This is a genomic window from Tenacibaculum piscium (assembly GCF_021390755.1).
Lineage (GTDB): Bacteria > Bacteroidota > Bacteroidia > Flavobacteriales > Flavobacteriaceae > Polaribacter > Polaribacter piscius.
In genome coordinates this window covers 417,437-442,311 of the sequence record NZ_JAJGWR010000001.1, presented here as the reverse complement: position 1 = coordinate 442,311, position 24,875 = coordinate 417,437, and the positions used below count along the sequence as shown (strand labels likewise).

Sequence of the window (24,875 nt, the reverse complement as noted above, 5' to 3'; positions counted from 1 at the left end):
GCACTCGCTTTTTTTTGAAAAAAATCAAAAAAAGAGCTCAAACAATTGCTTCAATCGGGGCTAAACATTTTTACGATATTATTTACAACTATTAAAACAAATTGCATCTTTATAAAAATTAAGCATTGATAACAGTACTAACAAAATTAGAAATTCCTGCTACGCCATTTTTATCTAAATCTTTAATAAAAGCCGAACCAATAATTGCACCATCAGCATAATTACAAGCAGTTGTAAATGTTTTGTTATCAGATATACCAAAACCAACAACTAATTTACTTTTTAAATTCATTGCTTCAATTCGCTTAAAGTAATCAATTTGTTCTGTTGATATTTCTCCTTTTGCTCCTGTTATAGATGCCGAAGCAACTACATAAATAAAAGCATCAGTAAGTGCATCAATTTTTCGGATACGTTCTTCTGATGTGTGTGGCGTAATTAAAAACACATTAGTAATTCCGTATTTTTCGAACAACGCTTTATAATGATTTTCATATTCAATCATTGGTAAATCAGGAAAAATAACAGTTTTCATACCGCAATCTTGTACTGCTTGACAAAATTTATCTTCACCATATTTAATAAGCTGATTCAAATATCCCATTAAAACTAATGGCGTTTTATTGGTCTCTTTAATTGATTTTAATTGCTCAAAAACAACATCTAAATTCATTCCATTTTGCAAAGCTCTATGACTACTGTCTTGTATTGTAGTTCCATCTGCTAAAGGATCAGAATAAGGTAAACCAACTTCTATAAAATCAACACCATTTTCACTTAAATCGTGTATAATTTTAGTTGTATCATTTAAATTTGGAAAACCTGCTGTAAAAAATATAGAAAGTAAATTCTTCTTTTCTTGAAATATTTCTTTTAATAATTTCATCTACTTACTCTTTTAAATGCTTCATATACGTTTCTAAATCCTTATCACCTCTTCCTGATAAGTTTATAACAATTACTTGATCTTTTTTCAAATCCATTTTAGATAAAACAGCCAATGCATGTGCTGTTTCTAAAGCAGGAATAATTCCTTCTAATTTGGTTAATTCAAAAGCAGCTTCTAAAGCTTCATCATCTGTTGCGTTCAAAAATTCGGCACGCTTAGTTTCGTGTAAAAACGCATGTAATGGACCAACTCCAGGATAATCTAATCCTGCAGAAATAGAATATGGCTCTGTAATTTGTCCGTATTCATCTTGCATTAAAATAGTTTTACTTCCATGAATTACACCAACTTGTCCTAATTGAGATGTTGCTGCACTTTCACCAGAATCAACTCCTAAACCACCAGCTTCTACTGCTACTAAACCAACTTCTTCATCTTCTAAATAATGATAAAAAGCACCCGCAGCATTAGAACCACCTCCAACACAGGCAATAATTGTATCAGGATTTTCTTTTCCTGTTTTTTCTTTTAGTTGCCATTTCATTTCTTCTGAAATAATAGCTTGTAAACGCGCTACCATATCAGGATACGGAGCAGGACCAACCACAGAACCAATTAAATAATAACTATCTGGATGCTGAATCCAATAACGAATTGCTTCGTTTGTAGCATCTTTTAATGTTTTACTTCCGCTTAATGCAGGCACAACTTTAGCTCCTAACATTTTCATTCGAGCAACATTAGGCGCTTGCCTTGCAATGTCTTTTTCACCCATAAAAACAATACACTCTAAACCCATTAAAGCACAAACTGTAGCTGTTGCAACACCATGTTGTCCTGCTCCTGTTTCTGCTATAATTTTTGTTTTACCTAGCTTTTTAGCTATTAAAATTTGCCCAACAGTATTGTTTACTTTGTGTGCTCCTGTATGATTTAAATCTTCACGTTTTAAATAAATAGTAGCACCATATTTTTCTGATAATCTTTCTGCCAAATACAACGGAGTAGGACGTCCAACATAGTCTTTTAACAATGCTTTGTATTCGTCTTGAAACTCTTTAGATTCGATAATTTTAATATAATTATCTTCTAATTCTAGTACGTTTGGATGTAATAATTCAGGAATAAATGCACCACCGAATTGCCCGTAATATCCTTCTTTAGTTGGTTGAAATTTCATTTTTTAAATCCTATTTTTTAATATAATTATATTTCAAAGTTAAATCATCTATAGCTTCTTTTTTATATGTTTTTTCCAATTGTTTAACTACAATTTTATCTAGAAAAAACTCTACTTCATTTGTGAATGATGCTAGACAATCTAATAAATTAAAATCTTCACTCTCGTTCCGACCTTCTATTTGTATATTTTTTCCTGATTTACTTAAACTAGCCTGTACTAATCTAAAAAAACACCTCTCATTTGTTCCGTCATCATAATTTGTAGAATGAGAAGCTATTTTATTTCTTAATTCTATTAATCTAACTTTCTTTAAATGATTATGTATTTCTGTAAATTCAGAAAAATTCAACAAATTCAACAAATTCAATAAATCTTTTATTGCTAATATTTGAATGTACGCTGCGTTTAAAACTCCATATAAACGTAAATACATTTCATTTCTTCTTGGTATTTTACCTAAACTCAATCCATATTCATTAACTTCATTTATCGCATATTGTGCATCTTCTATTAAATCAATACAAGATATAAAAAGTTCAATATCATATGACTTTTCTAATTTCATTTTTTTTATTAAAGCCAAACGATGCTCTTCCTCTGTAGGATAAATTTTATAATTAATTAACCTTAAAGATTCTTTTATAATATCACAATATATTTCAACATTGGTAAATCCATTTAAAGCTTCTAAGCATGTTTCCATCTATATAATAAAACTTTTTTTAAACTTTTCTAATTTTTTTACTGATTTTAAACCTGCTGATGCTTCAAATTTACTATTTACATCTACCGCATAAATAGGTAAATTCAATGCTTTTAATTTATTGATTTCTGATGCTTCTTCTAACCCAATTCCTCCACTTAAAAAAAATGGTTTTGTTAAATTATATTTTTGAAGAACAGACCAATCAAAAGTAATTCCATTTCCTCCTCGTTCTTTTCCTTTAGTATCGAACAAAAAGAAATCAACCAATGATTCGTAGGGTTTTAAAACTTCAAAATCGAAACTGTCTTTAATTCCAAATACTTTTATTAATTCTGGAACTTTATATTTAAGATGTTGCTTTTTTTCAGCAATACTTTCTTCAAAAATAGTTCTTAAACGCTGTACATATTCTGATGATTCATCGCCATGTAATTGCAACGTATTTAAACCATATTCTTCAGTTAATGAAACTACAATTTCTGGAATTTCATTCACAAAAACACCTACTTTTTTTATCTCCTTAGGTAAATCGGGAATAATTCCTTCAAAATTTCTTTTTGATTTTTCATAGAAAATAAATCCTAAATAATCAGGTTGCAATTGGGCAACTTGTTGGATATTTTCTACATATTTCATCCCACAAACTTTCAATTTCATATTTATCTTATTTGAGCGATAAAATCTTTACAAGCTTCTCCAGGATTTTTTGTTTTCATAAAATTCTCTCCTATTAAAAACCCTTGGAAACCGTGTTCTTTTAATCCTGTAATAATTCTTGGGTCTGAAATTCCACTTTCTGAAACCTTAATTGCCGTATCAGGAATTTGACCTGCCAAGTTGATAGAATGTTCTAAATCAACTTCAAAAGTTTTTAAATTTCTATTATTAATTCCGATAATTTTATTATCCAAATCACTAATTTTATCTAAATCTTCTTGTGTGTGTATTTCGTATAAAACCTCTAAACCTAAATCGTTGGCTAATTGTCCGTAATTTTTAAGTTCTTGTTTTGTTAAACAAGCAGCTATTAATAAAATAACGTCTGCTCCTATTGCTTTAGCTTCAACAATTTGAAAACCATCAACAATAAAATCTTTTCTTAAAATTGGTATTTGCTGATTTACAGTTCTAGCTTCTAACAAATCTGCCATTGTTCCACCAAAAAAGTTCGTATCCGTTAAAATAGATTGCGCTGCTACGTTGGCATTTAAATAACCTTCTGTTACTTCTAATATTGATGAAGTATCATTGATAATTCCTTTTGATGGAGATTTACGTTTATACTCTGCAATAATTCCTGTTGAACCTACTGTTAATAATGACTTTTTTAATGAAAAAGGGGCATTTTTAAAATTTGGACTTTCCACTAATTTACTAACAGGAATTTCTGCTTTAATTTTAGCAACTTCTGTTTTCTTAAAGGCTATTATTTTATCTAATATTGTCATTTTTTATGCTTTTGTAATTTTTATGAGCTTTAAAAATTATTTAGAAACTCATTATAATTAACTTTTTAACTTTATGCTATTAATTTAGCTAAACATTCTTTTGCTTTTAATCCTAATAAAGAATCTTTTGCTTCTTGATATGCTTGTTCAAAACTCTTTTTATCATCAACAATTTTTAAAGCAAATGCAGCATTTGTTAACACAACACTATTTTGTGCTTCCGTACCGTTTCCTTCAATAATATTTTTGAATATTTTAGCCGCATCAGCAACCGATTTACCTCCAAAAACATCGGATTGTTGCAATCTTTTTTGCCCTAAATCTTCAGGGTTTATTAATTGTTCGCCATTTTTAGTGAACAATTTAAAACCGCTTGTTAATGAAATTTCATCATAGCCATCAAGCGAATGTACAATTCCGTAATTTGTATTTTCTTCTTGTAAAATATAATTATACAGACGAGCAACTTCTAAATTAAACGTTCCTAATAATTGATTTTTTGGCGAACTTGGGTTTACTAAAGGTCCTAAAATATTGAAAAACGTTTTTAACGCTAATTCTTTTCTTGTTGCACTTACCGCTTTCATTGCTGGATGAAATTTCGGCGCGTGTAAAAAACAGATATTTGCTTTTTCTAAATGCGATTTTAAAACCGCTTCATCATTGGTAAATTTATAGCCAAAACTTTCTAACATATCAGAAGAGCCTGATTGAGAAGATACGGAATAATTTCCATGTTTTGCTACTTTTTGTCCTGTTCCTGCAACAATAAATGAAGTTAATGTTGAAATATTAAAAGTATCTTTTCCATCACCTCCAGTTCCTACAATATCAATGGTATTATATTCTGAAAAATCAACTTTTATAGCCAATTCTATTAAAGCATTTCTAAAACCTGCAAGCTCATCAGTAGAAATTGGACGCATCATAAAAACAGTCATAAATGATGCTAAATGTGCTTCGTTAAATTTTCCTGAAGCAATATCGATTAAAACCTGTTTTGCTTCAAGTTTTGTTAATCTTTTATGTTGATATAAATTATTTAAAATTTCTTTCATGATTTTAAAAGATTTTTATTTTTTAATGTTGTTTAAAAAATTTCTAACAAGTTGCTCCCCGACATCTGTTAATATTGATTCTGGGTGAAATTGCACTGCGGATAAATTAAATTCTTTATGCTGAATTGCTTGAATTCCTCCTTGCTCATCTTTTGCCGTAATCATTAATTCTGATGGAAAATTTTTGTGCGATGCTGTCCAAGAATGGTATCTAGCTGCTTTAAATTTCTGTGGAATATCTTTAAAAATAACCGCATCTTTTTTGATGATTTCCATTTCCGTAGCAACTCCGTGAAATACTTCGCCCATGTTTTCGATTGCTCCACCAAAAACTTCAGTAATTGCTTGTAATCCTAAGCAAACGCCAAAAATGGGTTTTTTCCCTGCGTAATTTCTGATAACTTCTTTTAAAATTCCTGCTTCGTCAGGAATTCCTGGTCCTGGCGATAAAAAAATCACATCATAACGGTCAATTTCTGCTATTGAAATTTCGTCATTTCTAAATACATCGGGCAAATTTCCCGTAATATCTTCGACCATGTGCACCAAATTATAGGTAAATGAATCGTAATTATCTAGTATTAATATTTTCATCTTCTTTTAAAAATTGAATGATTAAATAATTTTTAGAGCCTGTTTAAATTTCATCTGAAAAAAAATATCACAGAAAAATAAGGAATCGCATCCGTCAACCTGAATTTATTTCAGGTTCGTATCCTGATTTGCCGTAGTTCTTCTGTTGATGCGATGCTGAAATAAATTCAGCATGACGAGAATCTAGTCTTTATTTAATTTTTAAACAAACTATTAATCTTTTTAAATATTTATTTTCTTGATTTCTGGCTGATTTTTTTTTGCGTTAGGGATTGCAACGGCATCCTTTTTATTTTTTTTCAAAATAAAAAGATATAGTGGAAAGCCCGCTCGAACGCCCTAAATATTTTCTGCTAAAATCAAGGCTTTTTTCAAGGCTGCTAATTTATTATTTACCTCTTGCAATTCTTTTTCTTGATCCGAATGAATTACAATTCCTGCGCCTGCCTGATAATACAACCTATTATTTTTACTAACAAATGAGCGAATGGCAATCGCTAAATTTACAGAACCGTCTAAGCCGATAATTCCGACTGCGCCTCCATAAAAACCACGAGATTGGTTTTCATAGGTATCGATTAACTGCATCGCCTTGTATTTTGGAGCACCACTTAAAGTTCCTGCCGGGAAAGTGTCGCCAACTATTTCAATCGGATTGCCTTTAATTTCGCCTTTTACAGTAGAAACCAAGTGAATTACATGGCTGAAATATTGCACTTCTTTAAATACCTCAACTTTTACATTATTGGCGTGTTTGCTTAAATCATTTCGTGCTAAATCAACTAGCATTACGTGTTCGGCTGTTTCTTTTTTATCTTCGGATAATTTTTTTCCAAGCTTAATATCTTGCGCCATATCGCCAGTTCTTCGGAAAGTTCCTGCAATTGGATTGATAATGGCTTTTCCTTCGCTAATTTTAATTTGAGCTTCTGGTGAAGATCCCATTAATTTAAACGAACCATAATCGAAATAAAATAAATATGGCGATGGATTTATCGAACGTAATGCACGATACACATTAAATTCATCTCCTTTAAATTTTTGTTGAAATTGGCGTGATAAAACCAATTGAAAAACATCGCCTCTTTTACAATGAGCTTTTGCTTTTACAACATATTCTTTAAAATCTTCATTGGTACAGTTTGAAGTTTCTTGTCCATCGATTTCAAATTTTTGAGTATTGAAAGCTTGTGCTTCAATGATGGTTTCTACTTCTGAAATTCTTGATTCAGTTCCTGCTTCTACGTTTTCAATAATCGTCATTTCATCATTAAAATGATTGATAGCGATAATAAATCTGTAAAAACTATACTGCATTAAAGGAATTTTTGACGGCGCATCTTTTACATTTAATACGATATTTTCAAAATATTGAACGCTATCATACGTTGAATATCCGTATAATCCGTTGAACGATTTTAAAGCAGAATCACAATCTAAATTGATTGATTTTGAAAATTTATCAAACAAGTTATAAAAATTAGTATCCTTTTTATCAATCGCATTTTTTTCGATAACATTTCCTTGTCTAGAAACAATAAAATCATGATTTTCTACTTTCATCGTTAGCACAGGTTCGATAGCAATAAAAGAAAAACTTTCTTCTTTACTATGATAATCGGAACTTTCTAACAATAAAGTATTTGCATATTTATCTCTAAATCGTAAATACAAACCTACTGGAGTAATTGTATCTGAAATTCGTTTTTTACTGATTGTTTTGAATGTCGTTTTATTCATTTTAATTTTATTATTAAAAACAAAAAAGGCTTATCGTGAGATAAGCCTTTTCTTTATATAATATAACATATAGGTTTCCGCTCACTTATTTTTTAAGAGAGTTCCACCACCATATGTTGTTTTGTTTCATCATTGTGATACAAATATATGAAAGTTATTTTAATAATTTATTTTCTTCTTTAAATTATTACAATTTTTATCTAAAATGATAAAAAACATCTAAAACAACTAAAAATAGTTTTTAAAATTACAATAAACAATCAAAAAACAAATTTAAGTTTCAATATGTAATCAAAAAACAAACTATTGTTTATAAAAACAAACCTTTAAATGATATTTGCATCATAAATAAGAACAAGAAAATTAAAAATATAAAGTTATGTGTGGAATTGTATGTGCGTTTGATTTAAAGCAACCTTCGGATAGTTTACGACCTCAAGTTTTAGAAATGGCTAAAAAAATCAGACATCGTGGACCAGATTGGAGTGGTGTTTATAGCGATGACAAAGTAATTATGGCGCACGAAAGATTGGCAATTGTAGATCCTGCTTCTGGGCAACAGCCTTTATTTAGTGCTGATAAAAAACTAATTTTAGCAGCAAACGGAGAAATATACAACCACAGAGAATTAGCTAAAAATCTTACAACTTCGTACGAATTTCAAACCGCTTCCGATTGTGAAGTAATTTTAGCACTTTACAAAGAAAAAGGCGTTGATTTTTTAGATGATTTAAACGGAATTTTCGGTTTCGCTTTATACGATGTTGAAAAAGATGAATATTTTATCGCCCGTGATCACATGGGAATTATTCCTTTATATATTGGTTGGGATCAGAATGGAACTTTTTATGTTGCTTCTGAATTAAAAGCTTTGGAAGGTGTCTGCTCTAAAATCGAATTATTTCCTCCAGGACATTATATGTCGAGCAAAGATGGAAAATTTGTGCAATGGTACAAAAGAGATTGGGAAGATTACAATGCTGTAAAAGACAACGAAACGAGTATTTCCGAAGTAAAAGAAGCTTTAGAAGCAGCCGTTCACAGACAATTAATGAGCGATGTTCCTTACGGAGTTTTACTTTCTGGAGGATTAGATTCTTCTGTTATTTCTGCAATTGCGAAGAAATATTCACAAAAAAGAATTGAATCTGATGATAAATCAACCGCTTGGTATCCGCAGTTACATTCTTTTTCTGTCGGATTAGAAGGTTCGCCTGATTTAGCTGCCGCTAAAAAAGTTGCCGACCATATCGGAACGGTTCATCATGAAATAAAATTTACTATTCAAGAAGGTTTAGATGCTATTAAAGATGTTATTTACAACATCGAAACCTACGATATTACCACAATTCGTTCTTCTACGCCAATGTATTTAATGGCACGTGTTATTAAATCGATGGGTGTTAAAATGGTATTATCTGGTGAAGGAGCTGATGAACTTTTTGGAGGATATTTATACTTTCATAAAGCACCAAACGCACAAGAATTTCACGAAGAAACGGTTCGTAAATTAGAAAAATTACACATGTATGATTGTTTAAGAGCCAACAAAAGTTTAATGGCTTGGGGAATTGAAGGACGTGTGCCATTTTTAGATAAAGAATTTATGGATGTTGCCATGCGCATCAATCCGCAGGATAAAATGATTAACGGTGAACGCATGGAAAAATGGGTAATTCGTAAGGCTTTTGAAGATATGTTGCCTGAAAGTGTTGCTTGGCGACAAAAAGAACAATTTTCTGACGGCGTTGGTTATGATTGGATTGATACTTTAAAAGAAGTTGTTGATAAAGAAGTTACGGATGAACAATTAGCAAATGCTAAATTCAGATTCCCAATTCAAACGCCAACTAACAAAGAAGAATTTTATTATAGAACTATTTTTGAAGACCACTTCCCTAGTGATACTGCGGCATTAAGTGTTCCACAAGAAGCGAGTGTTGCTTGTAGTACCGCTATTGCTTTAGAATGGGATGAAGCTTTTAAAAATATGAACGAACCTTCTGGAAGAGCAATTGCTAATGTTCACGACGATTCTTACTAAAAAAAATAATTTTAAATATTTAAAACCTCGCTTTTGCGAGGTTTTTTTATTATTAATTAATTTTATCATCTTAAAAAAACAAAAAAACCTAAATAAAGAATTTTAAATACATTTTAAGACACTTTTAAAATATCAGCAAATATTTTGATTTTTAAACATCAATAACTAAAAAGCTTTAAAATATTTTGAAATAATTGTATTTTTGTAAAAGCTGTTTTTTTATCCGCAGAAAAAAATTTAATAGTTTTTTTGTGATAAAAACAGTAAAAAACAAAAATTAATTAACTCTTTTTTATAATGAGCGAAGAAAATAAAGGTAATTATGACGCTTCCAGTATCCAGGCCCTAGAGGGAATGGAACACGTAAGAATGCGTCCATCAATGTATATTGGAGATGTTGGTGTTAGAGGTTTACATCATTTAGTTTATGAAGTTGTCGATAACTCTATCGATGAAGCAATGGGTGGTTATTGTGATACGATTGATGTTACGATTAATGAAGATAATTCTGTTACAACCAAAGATAACGGTCGTGGTATTCCTGTAGGTATTCATAAAAAAGAAGGCGTTTCGGCATTACAAGTTGTAATGACTAAAATTGGTGCTGGTGGTAAGTTCGATAAAGATTCTTATAAAGTTTCTGGTGGTTTACACGGTGTTGGTGTAAGTTGTGTAAATGCTCTTTCTGATCTTTTAACGGCAACTGTTCATAAAGAAGGAAGTGTTTGGGAACAACAATATTCTCAAGGAAAAGCCTTATTTCCTGTAAAGAAAATCGGCGAAACTGATTTTACAGGAACGATTGTTACTTTTTTACCTGACAAATCTATCTTTAAGCAAACAACGGAATTTAATTACGAAACGTTGGCTACTCGTATGCGTGAGTTATCGTTTTTAAATAAAGGTATTACGATTACCTTAACCGATAAGCGTAACACCGATGATGAAGGAAATTTTATTTCTGAAGTTTTTCATTCTGATGAAGGTTTGCCTGAATTTATTAAATATTTAGATTCTACACGTGAGCAATTAACTTCCAAAGTAATTTCTATGGAAGGAGAAAAAAACGGAATTCCTGTTGAAGTTGCAATGGTCTATAATACTTCGTATTCTGAAAATTTACATTCGTATGTAAACAATATTAACACACACGAAGGAGGAACACATTTATCTGGTTTCCGTAGAGGATTAACTGGAACATTAAAAAAATATGCCGAAAATTCTGGTTTATTAAAAAATGTAAAATTCGAAATTGCTGGTGATGATTTCCGTGAAGGGTTAACGGCAATTATTTCTGTAAAAGTTGCAGAGCCTCAATTTGAAGGACAAACAAAAACAAAATTAGGAAATAGAGAAGTTTCTGCCGCAGTATCACAAGCTGTTTCAGAAATGTTAACGAATTATTTAGAAGAAAATCCGAATGATGCTAAAACAATTGTTCAAAAAGTAATTTTAGCAGCAACCGCACGTCATGCAGCAAGTAAGGCAAGAGAGATGGTACAGCGTAAAACTGTAATGTCAATTGGTGGTTTACCTGGGAAATTATCAGATTGTTCTGAAACTGATCCTGCACAATGTGAAATTTTCTTAGTTGAGGGAGATTCGGCAGGTGGAACAGCAAAACAAGGACGTGATAGAAACTTTCAAGCAATTCTTCCATTACGTGGAAAAATTTTGAATGTTGAAAAAGCCATGCAACACAAGGTTTTTGAGAATGAAGAAATCAAAAATATGTTTACTGCATTAGGTGTTTCTATTGGAACAGAAGAAGATCCTAGGGCTTTAAATTTATCAAAAGTACGGTATCATAAAGTAGTTATTATGTGTGATGCCGATGTCGATGGATCGCATATTGCTACCTTAATTTTAACATTTTTCTTTAGATATATGCGTGAAATGGTTGAGCAAGGGTATATTTATATTGCTACGCCTCCTTTATATTTAGTTAAAAAAGGACAAAAACGTGAATATGCTTGGGATGATAATCAACGTGATTTAATTGCTAAAAAGTTAGGTGGAAACGTAAGCATACAACGTTATAAAGGTCTTGGGGAAATGAATGCAGAACAATTATGGGATACTACCATGAATCCTGAATTTAGAACTTTACGTCAGGTTGTTATTGACAGCCCAACCGAAGCAGATAGAGTTTTTTCTATGTTAATGGGAGATGATGTACCGCCTCGTAGAGATTTTATCGAACGAAATGCTAAATATGCAAATATTGATGCCTAATATTTTATCTTTCTTAAAGAAAAGATTTTTATATTAACTTTTTATTGAGTTTCTATTAAATCTTCATTAAGAAATAAAATTTAAAAAGCTCCATCTTGTAAGACGGAGCTTTTTTGATACATTTGTTTAAAAATTAAACCTAGTAAAATGAAAAAAATTCCCCTAGTTATCTTGGCTATTTTTAGCACAATAGGTACTATAAAAGCACAAGAATTAGAAACCATTCTTTTAGCAAAAAAAGATGCTGAAAAATTAACAGAAGCCTATATCAGTCCTGCTATGAAAGGGTTAATATACAGTATGAATAATGGCTGGTATCACACAGCGAAAGTCCATAAAAAATTTGGTTTTGATATTACCATCGGTGCAAATGCCTCTCTTGTGCCTTCAAAAGATGAAATTTTTAAAATTGCTAACTTAAATTTATCAGAAAATACAACCGTTGTAAATGGCGTAACTTCTTCTTCAACAGTGGCAGGAAGTAAAGAGAACGCTCTTGCTAAACTAAAATATGAAACAACTATAAAAGGTCAAAAAGTAAGTGCTAAATTTACACTTCCAGAAGGAATTAAAGAAGATTTACCAATAAGTGCTATTCCTGCACCTGCCGTTCAAAATAGGCGTAGGATTACCCTTTAAATTAGAAGCTATCGTACGTTATATTCCTGAAGTAGGTTCCGATGAAGTGAAAGGAAACTTACTTGGTTTCGGTTTGAAAAAAGAAATTACAAGCCTGTTTGGACCTATGGAAAAAACACCATTACATGTTTCCATAGTAGCGGGTTACACCAAAATGACTGTTGATTATAGTATGGATATTATCAATGAAAATATAAGAGCCACAAATGCCATTACTGAATTTCAATTAAACAGTTATACAGTTCAAGCAATTGCCTCTATTAACTTTCCATTTATCAATTTTTATGGTGGAGCAGGTTACAACGGCGGAACAACCAAATTAAAAATAAAAGCAGATACCGATTTTATTGCAAGCTATCAATTAGAAAATTTTCCAGCAATAAATGTCGAAGAAAACTTAGGGAAAAATCCAGTATCATTAAATCAAAAAACAAACGGATTTAATGCTACTATCGGAACTCGCTTAAGTTTAGGATTCTTTAAAATATTTGGAAGTTATACGCTACAAGAATACAATACTGTAAATGCTGGAATTGCATTTAGTTTTAGATAAAATCAACCTAAAAAAACACCTAAAAAATTAGTATAAAAGCCCGTTGAAATTTCAATGGGCTTTTACTTTTATATCGATGTTCAAATCGTTATTTTTGTATAACTAAATTAATCATCACAATTAAAATATAAAAATATGAAAGTAACAGTTGTAGGAGCAGGTGCTGTAGGGGCAAGTTGTGCAGAGTATATTGCTATTAAAAATTTCGCATCAGAAGTTGTATTAGTGGATATTAAAGAAGGTTTTGCAGAAGGGAAAGCAATGGATTTAATGCAAACAGCCTCTTTAAATGGTTTTGATACTAAAATTACTGGTACGACTGGTGATTACGGTAAAACTGCGGGTTCTGATATTTGTGTAATTACCTCTGGTATTGCTCGTAAACCAGGAATGTCTCGTGATGAATTATTAGGAATTAATGCAGGAATCGTAAAAATGGTTGCTACTAGTTTAGTGGAACAATCACCAAATACGATTATTATTGTAGTTTCGAATCCTATGGATACGATGACCTATTTAGTACACAAAGCGACTGGATTGGCTAAAAATAAAATTATAGGAATGGGTGGAGCCTTAGATTCTGCACGTTTTAAATATCGTTTAGCAGAAGCTTTAGGTGCGCCTATTTCTGATGTTGATGGAATGGTAATTGGTGGTCATTCTGATAAAGGAATGCTTCCTTTAACGCGTTTAGCAACTCGTAATTCTGTACCTGTTTCTGAATTTTTATCAGAAGAAAGATTAGAAAAAGTATTGCAAGATACCAAAGTTGGTGGTGCTACTTTAACTGGTTTATTAGGAACTTCTGCTTGGTATGCACCAGGAGCAGCAGTTTCAGGAATGGTACAAGCGATTGCTTGTGATACTAAAAAAATATTCCCTTGTTCAGCGTTATTAGACGGTGAATTTGGTTTGTCTGATTTATGTATCGGAGTTCCTGTTGTTTTAGGGAAAGACGGAATTGAAAAAATCGTTGAAATTAATTTATCAGAAGCAGAAAAAGCAAATTTAGTTGCCTCTGCCGAAGCAGTAAAAAATAACAATGCTGCTTTAAACTTATAAAAAATAATTCTTTACTATTTTTTAAAGCGATAAAAAAACCCGTATAATTTTAATTATACGGGTTTTTATTTTTGATGTTATTTTAACATAAAAGCACTCAAATTAATAAAAGTTAAACCGATTGCTGTACTTCAAAAAGTTCGCCATCTTCACATTTTAATGTTTTTTGCTTAAACTTCACAATTAATTGATAATCATGTGTTGCCATTAAAATTGTTTTCCCGCTTTTATGAATTTCATTTAATAATTCCATGACTTCTAACGATGTTTTCGGATCTAAATTTCCTGTTGGCTCATCAGCTAAAATTAATTCAGGATCGTTTAATAAAGCCCGAGCAATCGCAATTCGTTGTTGCTCCCCTCCCGATAATTCAAACGTGTTTTTATAACATTCTTCTTGCATGCCAACTTTACCCAACACTTCGTGAATTTTATTTTCAATCTCAACTTTATCTTTCCAGCCAGTTGCTTTTAAAACAAATTCTAAATTTTTAAACACATTTCTATCATTTAAAAGCTTAAAATCCTGAAAAACAACACCTAATTTTCTTCTTAAAAAAGGAATGTCATTTTGTTTGGTTGCTGTTAAATCGAATCCTACAATTTCTCCGACACCTTCTTGTAATGGTAAATCGCCATATAGCGTTTTTAATAAACTGCTTTTTCCACTTCCTGTTTTTCCTATCAGATAATAAAAATCCCCTTTATGTAAACTAAAATTAACGTTTGATAATACGAGCGTATCTTGCTGATAAATATCGGCATTTTCAAGATGTAAAACAGGTTTTTCCATTTTTTATATATCGTTAATTTGATTTAATTCGAGTTGTTACAAAGCTAAAATTTTATTACTTAATTCTAGAACATTTCTTACTTTTGATGTATATTTTAACACATCGTTTACCAACAAAAATAAAAAAAGAACGTTATAGTTCTTATAATTAAAATAGATAATTAAAAAACATGAGATTTATTTATTCAAAAAAAAGCTATTATCTATTATTTTTAATAGCATTTTCTACTATTTCAACTACGATAATAGCACAAGAATCGGAACTAAATATTGGGGTAAAATCCAAGTATTATCAAGCGATAAAACTGTATAACAATAAGGCATATGGTGCCTCACAAGCCTTATTCAAAGAGGTTTCTAAAAATTCTGAATCCCATAAAAATATAAAAGCCGATGCCCATTATTACGATGCCATGTGTGCCATCAAACAAGGACAAGATGATGCCAATGAAAAAGTGTTGGCATTTGTAAGAAATTATCCGCAGAACAATAAAAAAGAAAAGGCTTTTTTAAATGTCGGAAACCATTATTTTGCCAACAGAAAAGCTGCACACGCCTTAAAATGGTATCAAAAAGTAACCATAAATCAATTAAATAAACCAGAAAGAGATGAATTAAATTATAAAATGGGCTATGCACTACTGGTTTCTAATTATCTAAAGGATGCAAAAGAACATTTTAAAACCTTATTAGGAAGTTCTGTTTATGGAAACGATGCCCGATATTATTTCGGATATATCGCCTATAAACAAGAAAATTTTGGCGAAGCTGAAGATAATTTAAGCCAATTAGCAAACGATGCAACCTACAAAGCAAAAGCAAATTATTATATTTTAGATATCAGCTTTAAAGCAGGACGCTTTGATAAATCAATAAAAATTGGAGAACAACTGTTAACAGCATTAAAAGAATCAAAGAAAAATAAAAAAGAGGAAAAAGAAATTTCTCAAATCTCTAAAATAGTAGGAGAAAGTTATTTTAATCTGAAAAAATATGAGGCTTCTATTCCCTATTTAAAAGCCTACAAAGGTACAAACGGAAAATGGAAAAATACCGATTATTATTATTTAGGATATGCCTATTATCAGCAAAAAAACTACGAAGAAGCCATTAATAATTTTAATAAAATTATTGATGGAAGCAATAAAGTAGCACAAAATGCGTACTATCATTTAGGCGAATGTTATTTGGAATCGCAGAAAAAAATGGAAGCCTTAAACGCTTTTAAAAATGCCAGCGAAATGGATTTCGATGCCAAAATAACCGAAAGTGCTTGGCTAAATTATGCCAAATTAAGCTACGAATTAGGAAATCCTTATCAAAGTGTTCCCGAAGTTTTAAAAGGGTTTTTAGCTAAATATCCAAACAATACCAACGCCAATGAAATTAGCGATTTGCTAATTACCTCCTTCTTATATCAACAAGATTATCAAGGTGCATTAACATATTTGAAAAACTCTAAATCAGCAAAAAATAAAAATCTTGTCAACGAAATTTCTTTGTACAGAGGAATTCAATTATTTAATGAAAATAAACTGCTCGAAGCAACACCACATTTTGAAAAAGCAACCCTATCAATAAACGAAATTACTCGTAATAAAAGTATTTTTTGGCTTGCGGAAACTGATTATACTATCGGAAATTATCAAAATGCCCTGAACCACTTTTTACAAATCACCAATACCGATTTTAAAGAAGCTGAAAAATTACCGTATCATATTGCCTACACCTATTTTAAACTGAAAAATTATCAAAAATCAGCCGAATATTTCCAGCAATTTTTAAATACAAAATTAAATGATAACAACTTAAATGATGACGCTTCTAACCGATTAGGAGATTCTTTTTATGCATCTAATAAATTTTCAGAAGCGATTAATTCGTATCAAAAAGTAATTGAACAAGGAGGCGTTGGTGCAGATTATGCCCAATATCAAACAGCGATGAGTTACGGTTTTATGGGGAAAAATACCCAGAAAATTATCGCCTTTAAAACACTTGAAAATCAATATCCTGATTCTCAATTACAAGATGATGCCCTGTTTCAATTAGCAACCACTTACACAACGGTAAACAACACCCAAAAAGCTCAAAAAACATACGAAAATTTATTAGCAAAATATCCAAATAGTAATTATGTTCCCAATGTACTTTTGCGTCAAGGATTATTATACAATAATCAAAATGATAAGCAAAAAGCATTACAGAAATATAAAGAAGTCGTTGCAAAACACCCAAATTCGAAAGAAGCAAAACAAGCCGTTAGCAACGTTAAAAATGTATATATCGACCTAGGAAAAGTAGATGAATACGCCACTTGGGTTAAAAATGTACTCTTTATAAATGTTACCGATGCCGACCTCGATAACGCAACCTATCAATCGGCTGAAAATAAATTCCTTGAAAATAAAAACCAAAAAGCAATTATCGGTTTTAAAAAATATTTAACCGCTTTTCCAGCTGGAATACACGCCTTAAATGCACACTTTTATCTCGCCGAAGCTTATAATAATACCCATCAATTTAAAAGTGCAATCCCTAATTATAGCTATGTAATTCAACAAGAAAAAAGCGAATTTACCGAAATTGCACTCACTAAACTTGCCAAAATATATCTGGAAAAAGAAGACTGGAATAACGGAATTACAATCCTCGAAAAATTAGAGAAATCAGCCAATTATCCGCAGAATATTATTTTTGCACAAAGCAATTTGATGAAAGGATATTATCAAAAAGAAAACTATAACAATGCAATTTCATACGCAGAAAAAGTATTAGCAACCGATAAAGTAGCCACAAATATTACCGAAGATGCTAAAATAATTATCGCACGCTCCGCCTTTAAAACAAACGATTTTGTAACCGCTGAAGAATATTTTTACGAAGTAAGCAGAAAAGCAACAGGAGAATTAAAAGCAGAAAGCCTATACTATAACGCCTTCTTTTTAAATGAAAATAAAGAATATCAAGCGTCTAATAAAGCCGTGCAAAACTTAATCGCCAATTATTCTTCCTATAAATATTGGGGCGTGAAAAGTTATATTATCATGGCAAAAAATTATAACGCACTAAATGATGCATATCAAGCAACTTATATCTTAGAAAATATTATCAAAAATTTTACCGAACATAAAGATATTACCGAAGAAGCAACTAGCGAACTTAGAGCCATCAAAATTAAAGAAGCGAAAACAAACGAATCTGTTAGTACTAAAAACTAAAATTTGTTCAAATTTATACTCGACAATTTATATTTAAAAAAAAATAATTCAAAAATTAATTCAAAAATTCAATGATTAATTTAATACAAAAATACTCAATACTACTTGTTTTATTCGTGATATCAATCGCAAATGCACAAGAAAACAAACAGGAAAACAAACAGGAAAATAGACAAGAAAAAAATGCCATAAAAACAGATACCATCATAAAAACAGAAGTCGTAAATGTTGTTACTTCCTACGTTCCAAAAATTACAGATGCTTTTAAAATCAAACAAAAACCACAAATAGAACACACCAAGGAAACTCAAAAAAAAGCCCTAGAATATACCATTTTTTCCGTACCCGTTGCCTCTACTTTTATCCCCAAAAGTGGCGTAATGAAAAAAATTGATTTAGGAAAAAAAGAAGAATTTTATCCAAACTATTTCGCCTTAGGTTTCGCCAATAAAATGACCCCATTTTTTGAAGCATCTATCAGAAAAAATGAAAATTATGACAGCGAATTTGGTGCAGATTTAAAATTTTTACTATCGTCAAATCCTATCGAAAATAGTCAGCTCAATAGCACATATTATACCATGGGTTTGAAATTATTTTATACCCAATACGAACGCTATTACAACTGGAAAGCTGGAATTAATGCTTCTAGAAATAAACACAATTGGTACGGTTTACCTGAAAATATCAGCTTTACAGATGCCACAATTAGCCGTATCGAACCCGAACAAGCATATAATTCAATCCATGTTTTTGGTGAAGTTATCTTTGATGATTCTTTTATTTCATCAGCAAACACAAAGGTTTCTTTATTTTCCGATATACTAAGCAGTAGTGAAATTGAATTTGATGCAGATGCAACCTTTAAATTCCCGTTAGATGTTATTTATCGTGATTTAAACGACTTGGAAATAAAAACAACTCTTACGTATTTAGGAACTAAATTTGAAAAATCATATCTGAAATCAACAACAAATTCAAACAATTCAAACAATTCAGACGGATTAAAACACAGCTTTTTTACTTTTGGAATACATCCAAGTTACGAATTTTTAGCACACGATATTTCCGTGAAAATTGGAGCTAAAACCTACTTTTCAATGGACATCGAAAATAGTGAACATAATATTTTTGTATATCCTGATGTTGAAATTTCATATCCTATTGTAAAAGAATATCTAACCATCTTTTTGGGAGCTTCTGGAGATTTAAAAACCAATTCGTATCAATCTTTAGCAAATGAAAATCCGTATATTTCACCCACGCAAAAACTCCTACAAACCAACGAAAAATACAATGCTTTTGCTGGGTTTAGAGGGAAATTACCCAATCAATTTAGTTATCATCTAAAAGCGAGTTATGCCGATATTGAAAATAACGCTTTTTCAAGCATACAGCAATCAAAATCGAATGGAAAAAATATCGCTGGAACAGATGCTTTCTCCTTCCTCGGATACGATTACGGAAACTCTTTTAATACCGAATATGACGATATTACAAAAGTTTCTTTCTTCGGTGAACTTGCTTTTGATGGCTTCAAAAATATGAGTTTAGGAATTAATGGACAATTCAACCAATTTACGCTTACCAACGAATTAGCACCTTGGAATACACCAGAAATAAAAGGAGAATTTTTTGCAACCTACAAAACTCATAAATGGTATGCTGGAACAAATTTATTCTTTGTCGGAGAACGAAAAGCAAAAGAATATAACGTAATCCCTGAAACAACATTTAAAACAATCGATTTAGAAAGTTATTTCGATATTAATTTAAATGGAGGCTATCATATAAGCGATTCTTTTTCGGTATTTCTACATCTGAATAATATTTTAAATACTGATTACCAAAGATTTAATAATTTTAACGTACAAGGTTTTCAAGCAATGGGCGGATTAAGCTGGAAATTTGATGCACTTTTTTAAAAAAAATATATTTTAACTATAAAAATGCATCTTTTTAAGGTTTTTAACGTCTATTATATGAACTTTAAAACCAAAAATTATGAACCATAAAAATCAATGTACGTGTAATTGCGAAGGATGTAAAACAGGAAATTGCTTAAATTGTACCTGTGAAAATTGTACTTGTAATCATTGTAATTGCTAAAATTTACTAGCATACAAAATGTATAAAATATAACAGTAATTATTTTTCATTAAATAATTACTGTTTTTATTTCAGAAAAAAATGACCAAAAAACAAGCCAAAATAGCAACCGTAACATCAGAATTAACAACCAATTATATTTGGAAAAAATATAGTGACGACCTTAAATATTTTATCTTAAGTAACGTTAAAAATGCCAGCAATACTGACGATATCCTACAAGATACGTTCATTAAAATACACACCAAAATAAACACCCTAAAAGATACTACAAAACTCAAATCATGGGTTTTTAGCATTGCCCGAAATTCAATACTCGATTATTTTAAAAATAACAATAAAACATTCGAATTTGCCAATTTCGAAACCTCTACAAATATAAAATCCGCAGAAATACACACCGCTAAAGATTGTTTAGAAGGTATCTTAAAAAATCTACCTAAAAAATATCGAATTCCTTTAATTTTATCAGATATACAAGGCGTAAAACAACAAGAAATTGCCGATACTTTACAACAAAGTTTATCAACAACAAAATCGCAAATTCAAAGAGGTCGCAAAATGATAACGAAAGGTTTTATCGATTGTTGCGGATTTGTAACAAACGAAAATGGCAAATTAGTGGGCGAAATTAAAGATAAAAAAGATTGTAAAATCTGTAATTTATAACCTGTAATTTATTTGACAAATCGCTTCTTTAAACCATCGATAATAATAGCGTGGTCTTGCTTGTCGTGAAGCCCAGAAACAGATACAATAGCAACCATTCCCGTGTTTTTAACAAAAATAGGAATCGAACCGCCTCGAGCTAAATATTCCTTCGAATCTAAGGCAAAAGTACCACTTAACGTCATTTTCCCTTTCTTTAATTGATGTTTTACACTCAATGAACTTTCCTCAAAATTCCGAACAACATTCGCTTTACGGCGTAACCAATTCAGTTTATCCGCAGGTAAATTATCATCAACATATAAAAATATCGTGTAATTTAATCGCTCTATTTTTACCGCAACACGCTGTTGGCGTTCTTTGGCTAAATCTACAATCGCCATACCGATTTCAAGCCCTACTCGATTACTAAAACTCTCTAATTCTATTTTTTTAATGATGTTATCATCTTCATTTTTAGGCAATTTTTCAAGGTTTTTTTGAGAATATACATTGGTCAATATTCCAAAAATAATTATGGTAATAATTTTTTTCATCTTAATGGATTTCTTTACTATTTTTATGTTGCAAAGTACAAAAAACTACAAAAATAGTCTTAACTATTCTCTACAATCGCAATTTCAGCATCGGTTAAATTGTATAATTTATAAACCATTGTATCAATTTCTTTATCGGTTTGATTTATTTGTGTTTGTAAGGCTTGAGCTTCGGATTTTTTAACCGTAAAAACATCCATCCAATCCATTTCATCTAGTTTTGTAAGTACGGGAATTATTGGTAGTTCGTTTTTTACAAGTTCTTTATTATTGATTTTTATCGCCTTGTTGAGTTCTTTTATAAAATCGCCAAATTCTAAATCGTACCAGTTTTGAAGCTTTTTTGATAACTTTTCTAATTGAAATTTTTGCTTTAGATAGTTTTGGAAATTGTTATTTACTTTTTGAATTTTCTCTGTTGATAAAAGAATTTCTTCTACACTTACGTTTAAATTATTATTTGATAATTCAGGAATAGGAATTTTACTAAAATATTTCCAAATTAATTGACAACCATTTTGTATTTGAGTACAATATTTAGTGATTAAAAACCAACCCATTTTTGAATTTAAAACACCTAAAAGAGCTTTATTATCTGTTGGAATTATCCACATTGAATTATTACAATACAAACTCTGTTCATCAAAAACAAAACAAGGTTTTACTTGAAATGCTTGATACATTATTTTAGGTTTTTTATAAATAGAAAGATACGATTCTGACGGATTATTATCTAACTCTAACCAATGATGTTGTCCTGTAAATGGTTTTTCATTAGTTATTTTACTGCCTTTACATTGTCCTCTTTTCTTTAGTTTTTCTTCATATTTAATAAGATGATTATAAATAGCAGGATAATCATTTTCGATAAACTTATAACTTCCAAAACCAGCTAAAATAATGCTATCAAGATTGCTTTTTATAGGTTTTCCGTATCTTGTTAAATCTCTTCCTCTTAAAATTGAACCAATTATTTTTTCTGAATTAATATCTTCTTTTATTAATTCTTGTTTTTTATGATTATCAATTAAAAACGCTTCTGTTAAACCGAATTTTATTCCATAATTTGCTTCACCATTTACAAATTCTTCTAAAGATTTATTTTTTGATAAACGAACTAAAAGATTTTTTTCTAATTTAGAAGAAATAATCCAAGTATCTTTACTAAAATCAGAGTTTTCAAAAACTTCTCTAGTACCAATTACACTCGATTCAAAATCAAAAGAGTTTGTAGATTTTAAAACAGATACATTTATTTTTTTCTTTGGTTCATTATTTTTCGCAATAAAAATACACGGATAAGTTGTTGCTCCTTCAAAAATTTGAATATCTCCAAAATCAATTAATTCTAGTAATTCTTTGGAAAGAAAAAATTCTCTTAAATTTTCACCGTAACCAGCTTGAAGCCATTTATTAGGCATTATATATGAACAAATACCGTTTTTTCTTATTAAAGAAAAAGCTTTTTCAACAAAAAGAATATATAAATCGCCTCTTTTATTATAAGTTTTATAACCTTGTTTTTCCAAAGCAATAGAAACTTCTTTCATTCTTTCTAAATTCACATACGGCGGATTCCCAATAATAACATCAAAACCACCATTTTCAAATATTTGAGGAAACTCATTTTCCCATTTAAAGGCTTTATCACCTGCAACCGATTTACTATCAATTAAAGAATTTCCACATTTAATATTGCTGTTTAAGTTGTTTAATTTTCGTCTAGGTTGTGCGGTTCTTAGCCACAGCGAAAGTTTGGCAATTTCTACGGATTCTTCGTTTAAATCGACTCCAAAAATATTATTTTCAAGGATTTTATTTTCAATATCAGGAAATATAAAACCACCTCCTAAAAGTTTGGTTTTTAGTTCGTCAATATAGGTGTGTTCTTTAATTAAAAAATCTAACGCTTGATTTAAAAATGCTCCCGAACCACAAGCAGGGTCGCAAATAGTCAGTTTTAACAGCCAATCTCGATAAACATCTAAGAACGAAACTAATTTAATAATCGTTGTTTTATTTCTGTTTTTTCGTCCTTTAAAATAGTCATCTTCTTTTATACCAAGTTCTGTTTTCTTTTCGGTACAAAGTTTACCAACGGTATTATCTACAATATATTTTGTGATGTATTTTGGCGTATAAAAAACGCCATCTTTTTTACGTTTACTTGTTTGTTTATCAAAATTTGAACCTTGAATTTCAGCATTTACACTTTCAATTTCATTTAAGGAATTTTCAAAAATATGCCCTAAAATATTTACATCAACTTGGCTATCAAAATCATATTCCGATAATTTTTTAGTATGTTTATACAGTAAAGTATCATCTAAAATAAGCGAATCTAAAACGGCATCAGGTTTAAAAAGTCCGCCATTATAAGCGAAAATTTCGGCTTTTTTGTCTGTTCCTTCTCTACCAGTATCTAAATATTTAAAATACAGTTTAAAGCGATTATATAACGGAACTTCAACATCTAAATCTTTTAATTTATCCCAATTTTCAAGGATTTGAAGTGTTGAATTTGGCGGTAATAAACCTCTATCTTCGGCAAAGAAAATAAACAGAAATCTATCAATTAATTTTTGCGATTTTTTAAACAGACTAAGTTTGATATTTTTATTAATGCTATCAATATTTTCTTTTTCCTGTTCGGTTCTAAAAACAGGATTCTTTAAATTCTGTTTTATTAAATCTCGATATAATTCTCTTTTAAAAAGTGAATAATCGTTATAAAATTCTTTGGTAATTTGTTCTTCTTTAACTACGGATGCTTCTTTAATTTTTAAAGGAATATTATTTATGATATTATCTTTATGCAAGCACAAATACAAGAATTGAAACTGTTCTTTAGTAAGTTCAAAAAGATTAAATTCTTCAAATTCGGTGGCATCGTTTATATAGAATCGTAATTTTTCAAAATTGGAAGTAATTACATAAACACAGCCTTTTTGATTTGCTTTATAATCAAAAGCTTGTTTTCTGATGCTTTCTAAATCCTTGGTTTTCGTGCCTTTTAATTCGATTACCGCAATAGCAATATTATCGTTTAAAATTGCGCCATCTGCTTTGCGTGCATTTGTTTGATTTTTATATTCGGCAACTAGGTTAAAATCGGAATTTGGTTTTAGGGTATAATCTAAAATAGTAACAAATAATTCCGTTAAAAAAATACCTTGATATTCTTCTTCTTTTGAGCTTCTGATATTTTCTTGTATGGTAGGATTTAGAAAATACTTTGTGTATTTTTTGTAGGCTTTTTCTACAATTTCTTTTTCTTGAAGTTTGAGATGTTTTTTTAATACGGATTTTTGAAATAACGACATTTATAGCTTTTTTTATTGCTGATAAATTTACTTTAAAAAAGTTGTATCGAAAATTTTTTTAGTGTTGAAAATG

19 protein-coding genes are annotated in these 24,875 nt (G+C 30.3%); 8 read left to right on the top strand and 11 right to left on the bottom strand.

Features of this window, described 5'->3' with window-relative positions:
• Nucleotides 1-118: 118 nt before the first annotated feature.
• The 8 genes from trpA to L0U72_RS02030 all read right to left on the bottom strand — a co-directional run bounded on the left by trpA (nt 119) and on the right by L0U72_RS02030 (nt 7,618).
• Nucleotides 119-886, bottom strand: a complete 768-nt coding sequence (trpA, locus tag L0U72_RS02065; protein ID WP_233898281.1) for a tryptophan synthase subunit alpha — start codon at nt 884-886, stop codon at nt 119-121.
• 4 nt (nt 887-890) lie between these two features.
• Nucleotides 891-2,069, bottom strand: coding sequence for a tryptophan synthase subunit beta (gene trpB, locus L0U72_RS02060; RefSeq protein ID WP_233898280.1), 1,179 nt, complete (start codon nt 2,067-2,069; stop codon nt 891-893).
• Nucleotides 2,070-2,079: 10 nt separating this feature from the next.
• On the bottom strand, nt 2,080-2,775 hold the full coding sequence (locus L0U72_RS02055) for a hypothetical protein (RefSeq protein WP_233898279.1): 696 nt from the start codon (nt 2,773-2,775) through the stop codon (nt 2,080-2,082).
• Nucleotides 2,776-3,435 carry a phosphoribosylanthranilate isomerase gene (locus L0U72_RS02050; RefSeq protein WP_233898278.1) on the bottom strand — a complete coding sequence of 220 codons (660 nt, stop codon included), beginning with the start codon at nt 3,433-3,435 and terminating at the stop codon, nt 2,776-2,778.
• Nucleotides 3,436-3,437: 2 nt separating this feature from the next.
• Nucleotides 3,438-4,226 (bottom strand): indole-3-glycerol phosphate synthase TrpC, encoded by a 789-nt coding sequence (trpC, locus tag L0U72_RS02045; RefSeq protein ID WP_233898277.1) that lies wholly within the window; start codon nt 4,224-4,226, stop codon nt 3,438-3,440.
• 71 nt (nt 4,227-4,297) lie between these two features.
• Complete coding sequence (gene trpD / locus L0U72_RS02040) at nt 4,298-5,284, bottom strand: anthranilate phosphoribosyltransferase (protein ID WP_233898276.1); 987 nt, start codon at nt 5,282-5,284, stop codon at nt 4,298-4,300.
• Between the two features lie 15 nt (nt 5,285-5,299).
• The gene (locus tag L0U72_RS02035; RefSeq protein ID WP_233883997.1) at nt 5,300-5,878 is read right to left on the bottom strand and encodes an anthranilate synthase component II; all 579 of its coding nucleotides are present in this window, start codon (nt 5,876-5,878) and stop codon (nt 5,300-5,302) included.
• 339 nt (nt 5,879-6,217) lie between these two features.
• Complete coding sequence (locus L0U72_RS02030) at nt 6,218-7,618, bottom strand: anthranilate synthase component I family protein (protein WP_233898275.1); 1,401 nt, start codon at nt 7,616-7,618, stop codon at nt 6,218-6,220.
• 379 nt (nt 7,619-7,997) lie between these two features.
• Here L0U72_RS02030 and asnB point away from each other — a divergent pair, with 379 nt between their 5' ends.
• The 5 genes from asnB to L0U72_RS02005 all read left to right on the top strand — a co-directional run bounded on the left by asnB (nt 7,998) and on the right by L0U72_RS02005 (nt 14,151).
• A complete protein-coding gene (gene asnB, locus L0U72_RS02025) occupies nt 7,998-9,662 on the top strand; it encodes an asparagine synthase B (protein WP_233898274.1) in 1,665 nt (554 codons plus the stop codon).
• A gap of 297 nt (nt 9,663-9,959) precedes the next feature.
• Nucleotides 9,960-11,897, top strand: coding sequence for a DNA topoisomerase (ATP-hydrolyzing) subunit B (gene gyrB, locus L0U72_RS02020; protein ID WP_233898273.1), 1,938 nt, complete (start codon nt 9,960-9,962; stop codon nt 11,895-11,897).
• A 147-nt stretch (nt 11,898-12,044) separates the two neighbouring features.
• Entirely contained in the window at nt 12,045-12,536 is a 492-nt protein-coding gene (locus tag L0U72_RS02015) for a DUF6588 family protein (protein WP_233898272.1), read from the top strand.
• Complete coding sequence (locus L0U72_RS02010; RefSeq protein WP_233898271.1) at nt 12,487-13,089, top strand: DUF6588 family protein; 603 nt, start codon at nt 12,487-12,489, stop codon at nt 13,087-13,089. The genes L0U72_RS02015 and L0U72_RS02010 overlap by 50 nt, the downstream gene beginning before the upstream one ends.
• A gap of 135 nt (nt 13,090-13,224) precedes the next feature.
• Entirely contained in the window at nt 13,225-14,151 is a 927-nt protein-coding gene (locus L0U72_RS02005; protein ID WP_101917902.1) for a malate dehydrogenase, read from the top strand.
• 112 nt (nt 14,152-14,263) lie between these two features.
• On the opposite strand, the gene L0U72_RS02000 is transcribed toward L0U72_RS02005, so the two are convergent.
• Nucleotides 14,264-14,944: a cell division ATP-binding protein FtsE gene (locus L0U72_RS02000; protein ID WP_193699680.1), complete on the bottom strand. Its 681-nt coding sequence runs from the start codon at nt 14,942-14,944 to the stop codon at nt 14,264-14,266.
• A 170-nt stretch (nt 14,945-15,114) separates the two neighbouring features.
• On the opposite strand from L0U72_RS02000, the gene L0U72_RS01995 reads away from it, so the two are divergent.
• The 3 genes from L0U72_RS01995 to L0U72_RS01985 all read left to right on the top strand — a co-directional run bounded on the left by L0U72_RS01995 (nt 15,115) and on the right by L0U72_RS01985 (nt 20,943).
• On the top strand, nt 15,115-18,165 hold the full coding sequence (locus L0U72_RS01995; protein WP_233898270.1) for a tetratricopeptide repeat protein: 3,051 nt from the start codon (nt 15,115-15,117) through the stop codon (nt 18,163-18,165).
• A 71-nt stretch (nt 18,166-18,236) separates the two neighbouring features.
• On the top strand, nt 18,237-20,090 hold the full coding sequence (locus tag L0U72_RS01990; protein WP_233898269.1) for a porin family protein: 1,854 nt from the start codon (nt 18,237-18,239) through the stop codon (nt 20,088-20,090).
• A gap of 265 nt (nt 20,091-20,355) precedes the next feature.
• A complete protein-coding gene (locus L0U72_RS01985; RefSeq protein WP_233883987.1) occupies nt 20,356-20,943 on the top strand; it encodes a sigma-70 family RNA polymerase sigma factor in 588 nt (195 codons plus the stop codon).
• A gap of 8 nt (nt 20,944-20,951) precedes the next feature.
• Here L0U72_RS01985 and L0U72_RS01980 read toward each other — a convergent pair whose 3' ends face one another.
• The gene (locus L0U72_RS01980) at nt 20,952-21,479 is read right to left on the bottom strand and encodes a heme-binding protein (protein ID WP_101917907.1); all 528 of its coding nucleotides are present in this window, start codon (nt 21,477-21,479) and stop codon (nt 20,952-20,954) included.
• A 59-nt stretch (nt 21,480-21,538) separates the two neighbouring features.
• On the bottom strand, nt 21,539-24,802 hold the full coding sequence (locus L0U72_RS01975; RefSeq protein WP_233898268.1) for an Eco57I restriction-modification methylase domain-containing protein: 3,264 nt from the start codon (nt 24,800-24,802) through the stop codon (nt 21,539-21,541).
• Nucleotides 24,803-24,875: the final 73 nt, after the last annotated feature.

Coding starts and splice junctions, on each gene's coding strand:
- trpA (WP_233898281.1), bottom strand. CDS start 886: ATGAAATTATTAAAAGAAATATTTCAAGAAAAGAAGAATTTACTTTCT.
- L0U72_RS02000 (WP_193699680.1), bottom strand. CDS start 14,944: ATGGAAAAACCTGTTTTACATCTTGAAAATGCCGATATTTATCAGCAA.
- gyrB (WP_233898273.1), top strand. CDS start 9,960: ATGAGCGAAGAAAATAAAGGTAATTATGACGCTTCCAGTATCCAGGCC.
- L0U72_RS01995 (WP_233898270.1), top strand. CDS start 15,115: ATGAGATTTATTTATTCAAAAAAAAGCTATTATCTATTATTTTTAATA.
- asnB (WP_233898274.1), top strand. CDS start 7,998: ATGTGTGGAATTGTATGTGCGTTTGATTTAAAGCAACCTTCGGATAGT.
- L0U72_RS01980 (WP_101917907.1), bottom strand. CDS start 21,479: ATGAAAAAAATTATTACCATAATTATTTTTGGAATATTGACCAATGTA.
- trpD (WP_233898276.1), bottom strand. CDS start 5,284: ATGAAAGAAATTTTAAATAATTTATATCAACATAAAAGATTAACAAAA.
- L0U72_RS02015 (WP_233898272.1), top strand. CDS start 12,045: ATGAAAAAAATTCCCCTAGTTATCTTGGCTATTTTTAGCACAATAGGT.
- L0U72_RS02055 (WP_233898279.1), bottom strand. CDS start 2,775: ATGGAAACATGCTTAGAAGCTTTAAATGGATTTACCAATGTTGAAATA.
- trpB (WP_233898280.1), bottom strand. CDS start 2,069: ATGAAATTTCAACCAACTAAAGAAGGATATTACGGGCAATTCGGTGGT.
- trpC (WP_233898277.1), bottom strand. CDS start 4,226: ATGACAATATTAGATAAAATAATAGCCTTTAAGAAAACAGAAGTTGCT.
- L0U72_RS02050 (WP_233898278.1), bottom strand. CDS start 3,435: ATGAAATTGAAAGTTTGTGGGATGAAATATGTAGAAAATATCCAACAA.
- L0U72_RS01985 (WP_233883987.1), top strand. CDS start 20,356: ATGACCAAAAAACAAGCCAAAATAGCAACCGTAACATCAGAATTAACA.
- L0U72_RS02005 (WP_101917902.1), top strand. CDS start 13,225: ATGAAAGTAACAGTTGTAGGAGCAGGTGCTGTAGGGGCAAGTTGTGCA.
- L0U72_RS02030 (WP_233898275.1), bottom strand. CDS start 7,618: ATGAATAAAACGACATTCAAAACAATCAGTAAAAAACGAATTTCAGAT.
- L0U72_RS01990 (WP_233898269.1), top strand. CDS start 18,237: ATGATTAATTTAATACAAAAATACTCAATACTACTTGTTTTATTCGTG.
- L0U72_RS01975 (WP_233898268.1), bottom strand. CDS start 24,802: ATGTCGTTATTTCAAAAATCCGTATTAAAAAAACATCTCAAACTTCAA.
- L0U72_RS02035 (WP_233883997.1), bottom strand. CDS start 5,878: ATGAAAATATTAATACTAGATAATTACGATTCATTTACCTATAATTTG.